Consider the following 12,842-nt stretch of genomic DNA (forward strand, 5'->3'; position numbering starts at 1 on the left):
CAGATCAGAATCAGAAGATGCTGATCGGGTACTCGACGAATACGCGGACTTCGTTGCCGTCGTCGTTGTAACCGTTCTGCTGCACGGCGTTGTTGGTACGCAAGAACGAGCTACGCAGCTTGATCGACAGGTCCTTGGCCGGGCCGTCCTGCACCACGTAACGGATCTGGTTGAAGATCTCGCGCTCTTTACCTTCGCCGAAGCCTTGCGGGTTGGCGACGTTGCGGGTGTTGATGTTGTCACCCACCACGTAAGCCAGCTTGTAGGTCAGGCCCGGAATGCCGTAGGCACCGAAGTCCAGGCCGTAGCCCAGTTGCCAGGAGCGCTCGTCTTCGGCGTTGAAGTCGGACCAGTACGAGTTGGCCAGGTAGATGGTGGAACCACCGTCACCCACGCCGCCGGCGTTCTGGTAGAAGCCGTAGTTGTAGCCCGTGCTGCCAGTGCTGCGCTGGTGAGCGAGGGTGAACGAGTGCGCACCGTACGCGTAGGTGGCTGCAAGACTCCAGATGGTGTTGGAGTCGCCGTTCAGGCCTGCGGCTTTTACGTACTTGTTGTTGATGTCCGACTTGTAGCCGTTGAAGTCCAGGGTCAGGGACTGGTCGCTGGCGATCGGGAAGACGTAGTTCAAGCCCAGGTAGTGCTTCTTCATCACATCTTCGTTGTCGGCGGTGTACAGCGAAGCGGTGAAGTTGTCGGTGAACTTGTAGCTGCCACCTAAGACGTTGATCGACTTCAGGCCACCACCATCACGGCGCTCGGCGCTCTTGCGCGCTTCCTGGGTGAAGCGGCCGGCGTTCAGTTCCAGGCCCTGGATCTCTTTGGAGGTGATCAGGGTGCCGGTGAAGCTTTCTGGCAGCAGACGTGCATCGTCGTACTGCAGCACTGGCAGTGCTGGCATCTGGTCACCGTACTTCAGCACGGTGTTGGAAATGCGGAATTTCACAGCAGCACCACCACGCGCCAGGTTGTGCGGCGAGCTGGCGTTGCCTTCGGCATTGGTGGTTTCGTGCGGCTTGAAGAAGTCGACGCCGCCACCACCGTTGTGGCCTTTGCCGCCATCCAGGCGCACGGCGTACAGGCCGAATGCGTCTACACCGACGCCAACGGTGCCTTGGGTGAAACCGGAGGAGAAGTTGGCGATGAACGCCTGGCCCCATTCGATCTGGTCGTCGGTGCCATGCTTCTTGTCACGGTTGATGTAGGCGTTGCGCAGAAGGACGTTGGCGTGACTGTCCTCGATGAAGCCCTTGCTGTCAGCCTGGTCATTGGCCTGAGCCTGGGTCGCGGCGATCATCGCCAGGGCGACCAGGCTGATCCTGGTTTTCAACATGTTGTTTTCCTTATTTCTTAATCAAAAACGCGCTGCAATATGACGCCAGGAACCAACGCCCCTTCGTAGGTTCGACGCTATGCGGATCCAGCCGGGTGGGCCGACCGGTAATTTCACGGCGGCCCTTGGCAGCAGCTTGGCCAATACCATGGCCAGCAGGCGTTGGCCGAATCCTAGCCGTGTGCGATTACAAATGTCAAAAAGTCGTGAAATGCAGGTTGATATAACCGAAATTACCGGCCTGTCTGGTGCATTTCCATGCAGGTTTGCGCTATCAGCGGGCAATTTATGTTGTGTAGGAAATTGCCATTTGATCGAACGGACAATTTCCTGGGAGCAGGCAGAGCGTGGCCGCAGAGGCTGTTACAAACGGACACATATGTAAAGACAAGCCTTTACAAATACCCAAGCAGGAGTAAATAGCAAGCATTACCATTCGCACCTAATTTTCAACTGTCCGGTTTGAATGTGCCCATGCTTGTACCCTGCCGTCTTTCACCCCTGACGCTTGGCCTGTCGCTGCTTTTCAGCGCCAGCCTGGCCAGTGCCGCCACCACCACACTGCCGGAGTCGTCGGTTACCGCCGACAGCGAACGCGAGAAGGACAACCCGCGGGTCAAGGAGGTGAGCACCGCAACCCGCACCTCGACGCCCGTGCGTTATGTGCCGCAGGCCATCGATACGGTGAAAACCTCCAATGTGCTGGATTACGGCAGCAACACGCTGGGCAAGGCGCTGGAGGGTATCCCCAACGTCAGCAGCGGCGCCGACACCCGTTTTGACAGCGTACGCATCCGCGGCTTCGAGGCCAGCAACGACTTCTACCTGGACGGTATCCGCGACGACAGCCAGTACATCCGCGACCTGCACAACATCGAGCGGGTCGAAGTGCTGAAGGGGCCTGCAGCGGTACTGTATGGCCGTGGCAGCCAGGGCGGCATCGTCAACAGGGTCAGCAAGGCACCGGAGCCGGGTCGCCGCTCGACCATCGAAGCGCAGGCCGGCAGCGAAGACCTGCGCAGCCTGTATGCCGACCTCAGCGCCGACCCCAGCGACACGGTCAGCCTGCGCCTGAACATGGGCAACCAGGACAACAACAGCTTTCGCGAGGGTATCGACGGCAGCCGCCAACTGTTCGCCCCGTCGATCAGCTGGCAGATCACCCCCGACCTGAACTGGCTGGTGCAGTATGAATACAGCCGCTACAACCGCACACCAGACCGCGGCATCCCGAGTGTCAACGGCCGCCCGGCAGACGTCAGCCGCAGCGCCACCTACGGCGACCATCGCGACTACATTGACGACCGCGCCCAGTCGCTGCGCTCGCGTCTGAACTACCAGCTGAACGAAACCTGGCAGCTGCGCCACACCCTGGGCCTGTTCAAACTCGACAGCGAGTTCGACAACACCTATGTCACGGGCTACAACGCCGGCACCAATACCTTGACCCGCCAACGCTGGCAGCAGGACCTGAACACCCGCAACCTGTTCAACAACCTGGAGGCCGAGGGCGACTTCGACACCTTGGGCCTTGAACACAAGCTGCTGCTGGGCCTGGAGTTCGGCAACCAGCGGCGCGATCCGCTGCTATACAGCGCCGGCAGCCAGAGCCTGCCAGGCCTGGGCAAACCCAGCCAGCCACACAATGGTACGTTGGCGGTATCGAGCTACAACCACACCGTGGTCGACAGCCGCGGGGTCTATCTGCAGGACCAGATTCGCCTGAACGATCAGTGGCAGGTTCTCGCCGGCGTACGCTTTGACCAGTTCGAAGTGGAAACCACCAACAAGGATGGCTTGCGCGAACCGCAGGACAGCAACAGCACCAGCCCACGCCTGGGCGTGGTCTACACGCCATGGCGCGACCATTCGTTCTACGCCTCGTGGAGCAAGACTTTCTCACCGGTGGGTGGCGGCTTGATCGGCATCACCCCAGGGGCACAGGGCAACACCAATAAAACCGACCCGGAAGAGACCCGGCAGAAAGAAATAGGCGTAAAGAGCGACTGGTTGGATCAGCGCCTGACCACCACCCTGGCCATCTACGAGCTGGAACTTTACAACCGCCGCACCCGCGACCCAAACGACCCGAACATCATCTTGCTCAGCGGCATGCAGCGTTCACGCGGCATCGAGCTGACTGCCACCGGCAACATCGTCGGCAACTGGTATGTACGCGGCGGCATTGGCCTGCAGGATGCGATCATCGTCAAGGACAATAACGGCCAGGAAGGCAACCGCATCAATGACGTGGCCAAGCGCAATGGCAGCCTGTTCGTGACCTGGAAGCCAGAATTGGGGTGGTACGCCGAAACCGGGCTGACACTGGTGGGCGAGCGTTATGCGGACAACCAGAACACCACGGTATTACCAGGGTATGGCCGTTGGGATGCACTGGCGGGGTATCGGACCCATGACTGGGATGTGCGGGCGGCATTGAGCAACATTGCTGACAAGACCTACTACAGCTCGGCGACCAGTGCGGCGCAGATCCAGGCGGGCGATCCGCGTAGCCTTGTGGTGACGGGTAGCTACAGTTTCTGATCGTTGTTGACTGTACTGGCCTCTTCGCGGGCGCGCCCGCTCCCACAGGTGTTTCACAGGTTTCGAGCCATGTGGTGACTCTGTGGGAGCGGGCATGCCCGCGAAGAGGCCGGTACAAGTAATACCGATCCGATCAGTGCCACACCGCCATCAGCGCCTGCATCTCTGCTTCGCTGATCAACCCTTGGGGGTATCGCCCGGCAAGCAGACGTCGTGGGTCGGTCGTCCTGACCCTGATGCTTCCATGGTGTTTCAACCGCTTCGCCAAAAGCCTGAGCGATTGGCGATCAACTGCCGATGGGCGCAAAGCCGACTCACTTGCTGCGTTCATGTCCACACGTACTCCCTGGCCCGTGAGCGGCTAATTTACGTAGGTATTGTTACAGATCAGAGGCGCGGCCTGACCGTGCCATCTCGCTATCTGCTTGAAAAACAATACAAAACGTATGCCAGCTCGGCCTCCGGGCGTCGCCCGCGCAAAAAAGAGGCCCGTCACATGACGGGCCTCTCATTCATTACGGGCTCAGCGCTTGACCGGCGCCGGCTGCTGTTGGGTCAGGCAGTGAATGTTGCCGCCACCCAAGAGCAGCTCGCGGCCCGGGATCATCACCACCTCATGGTCGGGGAAGATCCTTGCCAGGATCGCTCTGGCTTCAGCATCTGCCGGGTCGTCGAAGCTTGGGGCAATGATGCCACCGTTGACGATCAGGAAGTTCACGTACGAACCCGCCAGGCGCACCGACGGGTCACGCTCCTGGCTGCCGGCGACCTGGTCGACACCGGCGCACTCTTCGGCAGTGGCAAACAGCGGGCCCGGGATCGGCATCTTGTGCACGATGAACTCGCGGCCCTTGGCGTCGCGGGTGTTCTTCAGCACATCCATGGCCGCGTGGCAGCGCGCATAGTTGGGGTCGTTGGAATCATCGGTCCAGGCCAGTAACACTTCACCCGGGCGCACGTAACAGCAGAAGTTGTCGACGTGACCGTCAGTTTCGTCGTTGTACAGGCCATCGGGCAGCCATACCACGGTGTCGACCGCCAAGTGATCTCGCAGCACCGCTTCGATCTGCTCGCGGCTCAGGTGCGGGTTGCGGTTGCGGTTGAGCAGGCATTCCTCAGTGGTGATCACGGTGCCTTCACCGTCTACGTGGATCGAACCACCTTCAAGCACAAAGCCTTCGGTCTGGTAGCGCTGGCAGCGCTCCATTTCCAGCACCTTGGCGGCCAGTTCCTCGTCGCGGTTCCAGGGTGCGTACAGGCCGCCATCGAAGCCGCCCCAGGCATTGAAGCCCCAATCTACACCGCGCACTTCGCCATGGTCGTTGATGACGAAGGTAGGGCCGGTATCACGCACCCAGGCATCGTCGTTGCTGATTTCAACCACACGAATGTTCGGCTGGTCGAGTTGGCGCCGGGCGTTCTCGTACTGGCCGGCGGAGACCGCGACGGTTACAGGTTCGAAACGGGCAATGGCCTTGGCCAGGGTTACGTGGGCAGCCTGCGCCGGCTTGCCGCCCAGGCGCCAGTTGTCCGGGCGCTCCGGCCAGACCATCCATACCTGAGTTTGCGGGGCCCACTCGGCGGGCATGTGGAAACCATCGGCACGGGGCGTGGAGTTGAGGGTTTTCATGGGTGACCTCTGTGATGGCCCTGAGCCGGGTATGCTGGGGCGTTTGTCAATTTATAACCGATATATATCGATATTTGAAGCCTGAAAATCGAAGAATAGCGCGCCATTCGGCGAATTTAAATCGATAACAATCGACACCTGTCAGCGCTGGTCTGGTGAAAGGAACGGCCTGCTGTCTACCATAGCCACACCTTATGCATCCTGTTACAGCTACGCGCGGAAATTTCCGGCAAGGCCGACTAGGGTCAATACTTGAACGACGGGCCAGCGAGCCGCTATGAACATCATCCCTACAGCAATCCCTGAAGTACTGATCATCGAGCCGAAGGTGTTCGCTGACAGCCGTGGTTTTTTCTTCGAGGCCTTCAACGCCCGTGAGTTCTCAGAGCAAACCGGCGTGAACGTGGCGTTCGTCCAGGACAACCACTCGCGCTCCATCAAGGGCGTGCTCCGTGGGCTGCACTACCAGGTGGCAAACACCCAGGGCAAGCTGGTGCGCGTGGTGCACGGGGAAATCCGCGATATCGCCGTGGACGTGCGCAAAAGCTCGCCAACATTCGGTAAATGGGTCGCGGTGCACCTGTCAGCCGACAACCATCGCCAGCTGTGGATTCCGCCTGGCTTCGCCCACGGTTTTGCGGTGATGAGTGAATCGGCAGAGTTCCTCTACAAGACCACCGACTACTACAACCCTGGCGCCGACCGCTGTATCCGCTGGGACGACCCGCAACTGGCCATCGACTGGGGGCTGCAGCAGCCACCGCTGTTATCGGACAAGGACAAGGTGGGCCTGCCATTGGCAGAGGCGGAAGTGCTGCCTTAACTAGCGCATAATTGCGTCAGACTTTTCTGGCGCATTTACCTGATGATTGCAAAGCCCACGCCCCCACGCCGTCCCCGCTGGCGCAGCCTGGCCCTGCTGGCGCTGATCTTGGCCCCATTACTATGGCCCCTGCATCACTTGGCCGAACGCTATTACCAGGAAGAACTGGCCTCGCAGAACCGCCAGACCCTCGACCTGTATGTCGCCAACCTGCTCGGCACCCTGCACCGTTACGAGACCTTGCCGCAAATTCTCGGCGACTTGCCAGCGCTGCGTGGCGTGCTGGCCGACCCTTTCCGCCTGGAAGCGGTGACCAACGCCAACCGCCTGCTCAAGGACATCGTGCAGAAGACCGGTGCCGAGGTGATGTACCTGATGGACGTCAGCGGCAACACCTTGGCCGCCTCGAACTGGGACAAGCACGACAGCTTCGTCGGCCGAAACTTCGCCTTCCGCCCTTACTTCAACGAAGCCATGGCCGGCCACCTTGGCCGCTTCTTCGGCCAGGGCACCACCTCGGCCAAGCGCGGCTACTTCTTTGCCGCGGCCGTGCGCGACCGCGAGCGGATCGTCGGCGTGCTGGTGGTCAAAGTCGATCTCGACCACACCGAAACCCTGTGGGGCCGTACGCCCGAGCAGCTGTTGCTGACCGATCACAATGGCGTGGTCATCCTGACTTCGCGGCCCGACTGGCGCTTCCGTGCTACCCGCACGCTGACCGACGCCGAGCGCCAGGCCATCATCGCCATCCAGCCCTATCCGACCCAGGCCCCACAGCCGCTGGTTCTCAACCCGCAGGCCTGGATCACCCAGACCCGCGACATCAAGGAAACTGGTTGGCAAGTCAGCATCCTCGCCCCGCGCACGCTGGTTGATCGCTCGGTGCAGACGGTAATGGCCATCGGTGCCGGTACGCTGCTGGTACTGATGTTGCTGGCAGGCCTGGTGATGCAACGGCGGCGCCATTACATCGACCGCATCGACTTCGAAGCCCGTGGCCGCCAGGAACTGGAAAAGCGCGTGGCCGAACGTACCGCCGACCTTGAAGGCCTGAACACCCGCCTGAAAAATGCCGTGCTGGAGCGCGAAAACGCTCAGCAGGAGGCAGTGCGCGCACAGGACGAACTGGTGCAGGCCGGCAAGCTGTCGGTGCTCGGCACCATGTCGGCCAGTATCAGCCATGAGTTGAACCAGCCCCTGGCCGCCATCCGCAGCTACGCAGAAAACGCCGAGATCCTGCTCGACCACCAACGTACCGAAGACGCCCGCGGCAACCTCAAGCTGATCGGCGAGCTGACCGGGCGCATGGCCTCGATCATTGCCCACCTGCGTGCCTTCGCCCGTCGTGACCGTCATGCCCCGGAGAGCGTGGCCCTGCAGCCGGCTCTGGACGATGCCCTGGCGCTGCTGGCCAAGCGCCGCCGGGCGATGGCCGTAGAGCTGATCCGCGACCTGCCGGAAGCCACCTTGTGGGTTCAGGCCGGCGAAACCCGCCTGCGCCAAGTGCTAGGCAACCTGCTGGCCAATGCCCTCGACGCCCTGACCGAAAAAGCCAACCCGCGCCGCCTGTGGCTAAGTGCCGAGCAGCGTGATGACTGCGTCTACCTGTACATCCGTGACAACGGCCCCGGTTTCAGCCGCCAGGCCCTGGAGCACGCCAAGGAGCCGTTCTTCACCACCAAGACCCGCACCCAGGGCCTGGGCCTGGGGCTGGCCATCTGTGAAAGCCTGATGCGCGCCCTGGGCGGTGAACTGCTGCTGGCCAACCACCCGGAAGGTGGCGCAATGCTGACTCTCCAGCTGCGGGTGGCCGCATCTGGCGCTACTTTGCCCAATTCGGAGGACCCCTCGGCATGACCACCGAGACACTGATCGACAGCCGAGCCCAGGTCATCCTGGTGGACGATGACCCCCACCTGCGCCAAGCCTTGAGCCAGACCCTGGACCTGGCCGGGCTCAAGGTAGTCGCGCTGGCCGAAGCCCAAGGCCTGGCCGAGCGTATCGAGGCCGACTGGCCCGGCGTGGTGGTCAGCGACATCCGCATGCCGGGCATCGATGGCCTGCAGTTGCTGGAACAACTGCACGGCCGCGACAGCGAACTGCCGGTGCTGCTGATTACCGGCCATGGCGATGTGCCGCTGGCGGTGCAGGCGATGCGCGCCGGGGCTTATGACTTCCTGGAAAAACCCTTTGCCACAGACGCCCTGCTCGACAGCGTGCGCCGCGCCCTGGCTTTGCGCCGGCTGGTGCTGGACAACCGTAGCCTGCGTCTGGCACTGAGCGACCGCCAGCAACTGGCAACCCGCCTGGTCGGCCATTCACCGGCCATGCTGCGCCTGCGCGAGCAGATCGGCGCTTTGGCCGGCACCCGCGCCGACGTGTTGATTCTGGGCGAAACCGGCGCCGGCAAAGAGGTGGTGGCCCGCGCGCTGCACGACCTGTCCAGCCGCAGCGAAGGGCCGTTCGTGGCGATCAACGCCGGCGCGCTGGCCGAATCGGTGGTCGAAAGCGAACTGTTCGGCCACGAGCCCGGTGCGTTCACCGGCGCGCAGAAACGCCGTATCGGCAAGTTCGAATTTGCCAACGGCGGCACGCTGTTCCTCGACGAAATCGAGAGCATGAGCCTGGATGTACAGGTGAAGTTGCTGCGCATGCTGCAGGAGCGAGTGGTCGAACGCCTGGGCGGCAACCAGTTGATCCCGCTGGACATCCGCATCATAGCCGCGACCAAGGAAGACCTGCGTCAGTCTGCCGACCAAGGGCGTTTCCGCGCAGACCTGTATTACCGCCTGAACGTGGCGCCGCTGCGTATTCCGCCACTGCGTGAACGCGGCGACGACATATTGGTGTTGTTCCAGCATTTCGCCGATGCTGCCAGCCAACGTCATGGCCTGTCGCCGCATGCGCTGCAACCCGCGCAACGCGCCCTGCTGCTGCGTCATGACTGGCCAGGCAACGTCCGCGAGCTACAGAACGCCGCCGAGCGTTTCGCCCTTGGCCTGGAGCTGGCACTGGATGGCCAGGCACCCTCGGCAGCAGCCCCGGCAGCGCCCATGCTCAGCGGCAACCTCAGCGAACAGGTCGAGCAATTCGAACGTTCGCTGATCGCCGCCGAACTGGCCCAGCCACACGGCTCCATGCGGAGCCTGGCCGAAGCACTGGGTATCCCCCGCAAAACCCTGCATGACAAGCTGCGCAAGCATGGCTTGAACTTCGACGGCGGCAGCGGCGGGCATGACGATCAAGAGGACAACCGTTAATGAGCACCGATAGCCAGTACCTGCAGTCTGTACTGCACAGCGACATCCCCCTGACCCGCGAAATGGGCCTGGAAGTGATCGATTGGCAGCAGCACACCCTGCGCCTGCAACTGCCGCTGGCGGCCAACGTCAACCACAAAAGCACCATGTTCGGCGGCAGCCTGTACTGCGCAGCAGTGCTGGTGGGTTGGGGCTGGCTGCACCTGCGCCTGCGTGAACTGGGGATCGATGACGGGCATATCGTCATCCAGGAAGGGCAGATCAGCTACCCGTTGCCAGTGACCGGCACGGCGGTGGCGCGTTGTTCCGCGCCAGACGAGAAAACCTGGGAGCGGTTCCTGACCCTGTACCAGCGGCGTGGGCGGGCACGGTTGACGTTGGAGACCACGGTGAGCAATGACGGCAGTGACGAGCCGGCGGTGAGGTTCAGCGGCCAGTACGTTCTGCACCGCTAGCCCAGCAGCCGCTGAAAGCAACTGCGCTGCACAAAACCCAAAGGCTGGCGCAAAACCTGTGGGAGCGGGCAGGCCCGCGAACACCGGCGAAGCCGGTGCCCCGCACCGCGGTGCCTGCTTCGCGGGCTCGCCCGCTCCCACAGGGTAGGGTGAGACTCCGTCAAATCAGGTTCAGGAAGGCCTGGCGCCATGCAGCATTGGCAGGCAATGCCAGGAAATGCGGATTGAGCAGCGACTCGCGCGGCGGATACCGGAACGGCAAGCCATCCAGCCCGATCACTTCGCCACCGGCCCCCTCCACCACACCCTGCGCCGCAGCAGTGTCCCACTGCGAAGTCGGCGCCAGGCGCGGATAACAATCGGCGCTGCCCTCGGCCAACAGGCAGAACTTCAACGAGCTGCCGATATTGGCCAGCTCCAGCTCGCCCACCGCAGCCCCAAGGCCGGCCAACAGCGCTTCCTGCTCCGGGCTGGAATGCCGACGGCTGGCCACCACGGTAAAACGCTCGCCCTGCGCGGGTGCGTTGCGTACTTGGATCAGCTGGGCTGCCTCACCGGCATCTGCACGCCAGGCCCCCATGCCGCGTCCACCAAAATAGCAGCGCCCATTGGTGGGCATCGACACCACGCCAAACACCACCTCGCCGTTCTCGATCAGGGCGATGTTGACCGTGAACTCTTCACTGCCGGCAATGAATTCCTTGGTGCCATCCAGCGGATCGACCAGCCACCAGCGGCTCCAGTTTTGCCGCTCGGCCAGCGCAATATTGCAGTCCTCTTCGGACAGCACCGGAATCTGCGGCGCCAGCGCCAGCAGACCATCGGCGATTACCCGGTGCGCGGCTAGGTCGGCGGCGGTAACCGGCGAATCGTCGGCCTTGTTGGTTACCGCGACATCGGCGCGCCAGAATGGCAGGATCGCCTCGCCTGCCGTCAGCGCCAGCTTGACCACTTCGTGCATCAGTTGCAGGTCGTTCATAGCTCCAGCAACCCCCGCTGAATCAGCAGGTCACGGGCCAGGTACAGAGCCGCCAGGGCGCGGCCCTCGGTGAACTGCGGATGCATGGCCAAGGCCGACAACTCACGCAGGTTGACCTTGTCGACCCGCATCGGCTCAGGCTCGTCGCCTTCCAGGCGCTCTTCGTACAGGTCGCTGGCCAGCACCACCTGAATCTTCTGGCTCATGTAGCCCGGCGACAACGACAGTTCCGTCAGGTGCTCCAGCTGGCGTGCGCCAAAACCGGCTTCTTCCTTGAGCTCCCGGTCGGCTGCCGCCAGCACGTCTTCGCCCGGCTCGATCAGGCCCTTGGGCAACGACAGCTCGTATTCATCGGTGCCACCGCAGTATTCCTCCACCAGCACGGCGTGCTCGGCATCGAGCATGGCCACGATCATCACCGCGCCGTAGCCGTTACCCCGGCCCACCAGGCGCTCATAGGTGCGCTCGGCACCATTGCTGAAGCGCAGCTGTACGGCTTCGACGCGGAACAGGCGGCTACTGGCGACAATTTCGCGGCTGAGTACGGTGGGTTTCTGGCGCATGGGGCGGCTCCTTGGCGTGAACGGGTTACTATACCGTGGCTTGCCGACTGATCGAGAGTTTCCCATGCCTGTTCTTCCCTGGTCTGCCATCGATACCGTCCTGCTGGACATGGATGGCACCCTGCTCGACCTGCATTACGACAACCGCTTCTGGCTGGACCACCTGCCCCAGCGCTATGCCGAGCTGCACGGTGTAAGCCGGGCCATGGCCGAAATGGAGCTGCAACCGCTGTTCGAACGCAATGCCGGCACATTGAACTGGTACTGCCTGGACTTCTGGAGCCGCGAGCTACGCCTGCCCATTCGCGAGCTGAAGCGGGAAATTGCCGACCTGATTGCCCTGCGCCCGGATGCCGATACCTTCCTGGCGGCGATTCGCCAGGCTGGCAAGCGTGTCGTGATGATCACCAATGCCCACCGTGACTCGCTGTCTCTGAAGCTGGAGCGGGTGGAGCTGGCACCATACTTCGAGCGGCTGATCAGCTCGCACGACTATGGCTACGCGAAGGAAAGCCCGCAGTTTTGGGATGCCCTGCAGGCGGATATCGGCTTCGAACCGGAACGCAGCCTGTTCATCGATGACACGCTGGCGATTCTGCGCAGTGCACGGCGGTTTGGTGTGGGGCACTTGCTGGCGGTGCGCCAGCCGGATAGCAAAGCAGGGCCGCGGGATACTGAAGAGTTTGCGGCGGTCGAGGATTACCGGGAGTTACTGGTAGGCCTGTAAGGCCCCATTCGCGGGCGCGCCCGCGAAGAGGCCTGTACAGACTTCAGCGATCAGTCAGGAATACGCAGCACCTGCCCCGGATAGATCTTGTCCGGGTGCTTGAGCATCGGCTTGTTGGCCTCGAAAATCTTGTTGTACTGATTGGCATTGCCATACACGACCATGGCAATGGCTGAAAGTGTGTCGCCCGATTTCACTGTGACGAACCTTGCCGCCTGGACTACCGGTCCGGTCACGGTGATCTGGTCCTCGACACTGGCCACGCCGCTGATGTTGCCCGCCGCCAGGATGATCTTCTCCTTCTCTTCCTGGCTGGCCACTTCACCCTTGAGGATGATCTTGTCTCCTTCTACAGTGGCGGTGATGTTGGGGTTGCCCAGGCCAACAGCTTCCACGTGTTTCTTTAGCTGCTCCTCGGCATTGGCGTTGCCAGGGGTCAGCAGGTCGATCAACTTCTCGCCGGCTTCCTTCACGAAACTGAACAGGCTCATTGCGCTCTCCTTGTTGACGAAACCTTGGACACAGGAGTCT

12 protein-coding genes are annotated in these 12,842 nt (G+C 62.1%); 6 read left to right on the plus strand and 6 right to left on the minus strand.

Going from position 1 to position 12,842, the window contains the following annotated elements; genetic code table 11:
- Positions 1-10 precede the first annotated feature (10 nt).
- Positions 11-1,330 carry an OprD family porin gene (locus ACF8FB_RS22335; protein WP_003255784.1) on the minus strand — a complete coding sequence of 440 codons (1,320 nt, stop codon included), beginning with the start codon at positions 1,328-1,330 and terminating at the stop codon, positions 11-13.
- A 474-nt stretch (positions 1,331-1,804) separates the two neighbouring features.
- Here ACF8FB_RS22335 and ACF8FB_RS22340 point away from each other — a divergent pair, with 474 nt between their 5' ends.
- Positions 1,805-3,874, plus strand: a complete 2,070-nt coding sequence (locus tag ACF8FB_RS22340) for a TonB-dependent receptor (RefSeq protein WP_392512026.1) — start codon at positions 1,805-1,807, stop codon at positions 3,872-3,874.
- Positions 3,875-4,007: 133 nt separating this feature from the next.
- Here the strand turns inward: ACF8FB_RS22340 and ACF8FB_RS22345 are convergent, their stop codons facing one another.
- Both ACF8FB_RS22345 and aguA read right to left on the minus strand, forming a co-directional pair.
- Positions 4,008-4,205, minus strand: a complete 198-nt coding sequence (locus ACF8FB_RS22345; RefSeq protein ID WP_011953221.1) for a hypothetical protein — start codon at positions 4,203-4,205, stop codon at positions 4,008-4,010.
- A 192-nt stretch (positions 4,206-4,397) separates the two neighbouring features.
- On the minus strand, positions 4,398-5,504 hold the full coding sequence (aguA, locus tag ACF8FB_RS22350; RefSeq protein WP_010951636.1) for an agmatine deiminase: 1,107 nt from the start codon (positions 5,502-5,504) through the stop codon (positions 4,398-4,400).
- A 277-nt stretch (positions 5,505-5,781) separates the two neighbouring features.
- Here aguA and rfbC point away from each other — a divergent pair, with 277 nt between their 5' ends.
- Genes rfbC through ACF8FB_RS22370 form a run of 4 tightly spaced genes read left to right on the plus strand, consistent with a single transcriptional unit; the run spans position 5,782 to position 10,042 of the window.
- Entirely contained in the window at positions 5,782-6,327 is a 546-nt protein-coding gene (gene rfbC / locus ACF8FB_RS22355) for a dTDP-4-dehydrorhamnose 3,5-epimerase (RefSeq protein WP_104960607.1), read from the plus strand.
- Positions 6,328-6,369: 42 nt separating this feature from the next.
- A complete protein-coding gene (locus tag ACF8FB_RS22360) occupies positions 6,370-8,184 on the plus strand; it encodes an ATP-binding protein (protein WP_010951634.1) in 1,815 nt (604 codons plus the stop codon).
- Entirely contained in the window at positions 8,181-9,587 is a 1,407-nt protein-coding gene (locus ACF8FB_RS22365; RefSeq protein ID WP_010951633.1) for a sigma-54 dependent transcriptional regulator, read from the plus strand. The genes ACF8FB_RS22360 and ACF8FB_RS22365 overlap by 4 nt, the downstream gene beginning before the upstream one ends.
- Positions 9,587-10,042, plus strand: a complete 456-nt coding sequence (locus ACF8FB_RS22370; protein ID WP_392509619.1) for a YiiD C-terminal domain-containing protein — start codon at positions 9,587-9,589, stop codon at positions 10,040-10,042. Before ACF8FB_RS22365 ends, ACF8FB_RS22370 begins: the two co-directional genes overlap by 1 nt.
- A gap of 160 nt (positions 10,043-10,202) precedes the next feature.
- On the opposite strand, the gene cysQ is transcribed toward ACF8FB_RS22370, so the two are convergent.
- Entirely contained in the window at positions 10,203-11,021 is an 819-nt protein-coding gene (gene cysQ, locus ACF8FB_RS22375) for a 3'(2'),5'-bisphosphate nucleotidase CysQ (RefSeq protein ID WP_392512029.1), read from the minus strand.
- Positions 11,018-11,584, minus strand: coding sequence for an ADP compounds hydrolase NudE (nudE, locus tag ACF8FB_RS22380; RefSeq protein ID WP_003255794.1), 567 nt, complete (start codon positions 11,582-11,584; stop codon positions 11,018-11,020). The genes cysQ and nudE overlap by 4 nt, the downstream gene beginning before the upstream one ends.
- Before the next feature lie 64 nt (positions 11,585-11,648).
- On the opposite strand from nudE, the gene yrfG reads away from it, so the two are divergent.
- Positions 11,649-12,311 (plus strand): GMP/IMP nucleotidase, encoded by a 663-nt coding sequence (gene yrfG, locus ACF8FB_RS22385; RefSeq protein ID WP_010951630.1) that lies wholly within the window; start codon positions 11,649-11,651, stop codon positions 12,309-12,311.
- Between the two features lie 50 nt (positions 12,312-12,361).
- Here the strand turns inward: yrfG and lysM are convergent, their stop codons facing one another.
- Positions 12,362-12,802: a peptidoglycan-binding protein LysM gene (gene lysM, locus ACF8FB_RS22390; protein ID WP_010951629.1), complete on the minus strand. Its 441-nt coding sequence runs from the start codon at positions 12,800-12,802 to the stop codon at positions 12,362-12,364.
- Between the last annotated feature and the right edge of the window lie 40 nt (positions 12,803-12,842).

Origin of the sequence: Pseudomonas sp. yb_2 (assembly GCF_043103905.1) — a bacterium.
Classification (GTDB): Bacteria; Pseudomonadota; Gammaproteobacteria; order Pseudomonadales; family Pseudomonadaceae; genus Aquipseudomonas; species Aquipseudomonas alloputida.

What these genes read in the sequence shown, in the direction of transcription:
- nudE (WP_003255794.1), bottom strand. Translation starts at nt 11,584, where the DNA reads ATGCGCCAGAAACCCACCGTACTCAGCCGCGAAATTGTCGCCAGTAGC.
- rfbC (WP_104960607.1), top strand. Translation starts at nt 5,782, where the DNA reads ATGAACATCATCCCTACAGCAATCCCTGAAGTACTGATCATCGAGCCG.
- aguA (WP_010951636.1), bottom strand. Translation starts at nt 5,504, where the DNA reads ATGAAAACCCTCAACTCCACGCCCCGTGCCGATGGTTTCCACATGCCC.
- lysM (WP_010951629.1), bottom strand. Translation starts at nt 12,802, where the DNA reads ATGAGCCTGTTCAGTTTCGTGAAGGAAGCCGGCGAGAAGTTGATCGAC.
- ACF8FB_RS22365 (WP_010951633.1), top strand. Translation starts at nt 8,181, where the DNA reads ATGACCACCGAGACACTGATCGACAGCCGAGCCCAGGTCATCCTGGTG.
- ACF8FB_RS22340 (WP_392512026.1), top strand. Translation starts at nt 1,805, where the DNA reads ATGCTTGTACCCTGCCGTCTTTCACCCCTGACGCTTGGCCTGTCGCTG.
- ACF8FB_RS22360 (WP_010951634.1), top strand. Translation starts at nt 6,370, where the DNA reads ATGATTGCAAAGCCCACGCCCCCACGCCGTCCCCGCTGGCGCAGCCTG.
- ACF8FB_RS22345 (WP_011953221.1), bottom strand. Translation starts at nt 4,205, where the DNA reads ATGAACGCAGCAAGTGAGTCGGCTTTGCGCCCATCGGCAGTTGATCGC.
- ACF8FB_RS22370 (WP_392509619.1), top strand. Translation starts at nt 9,587, where the DNA reads ATGAGCACCGATAGCCAGTACCTGCAGTCTGTACTGCACAGCGACATC.
- ACF8FB_RS22335 (WP_003255784.1), bottom strand. Translation starts at nt 1,330, where the DNA reads ATGTTGAAAACCAGGATCAGCCTGGTCGCCCTGGCGATGATCGCCGCG.
- yrfG (WP_010951630.1), top strand. Translation starts at nt 11,649, where the DNA reads ATGCCTGTTCTTCCCTGGTCTGCCATCGATACCGTCCTGCTGGACATG.
- cysQ (WP_392512029.1), bottom strand. Translation starts at nt 11,021, where the DNA reads ATGAACGACCTGCAACTGATGCACGAAGTGGTCAAGCTGGCGCTGACG.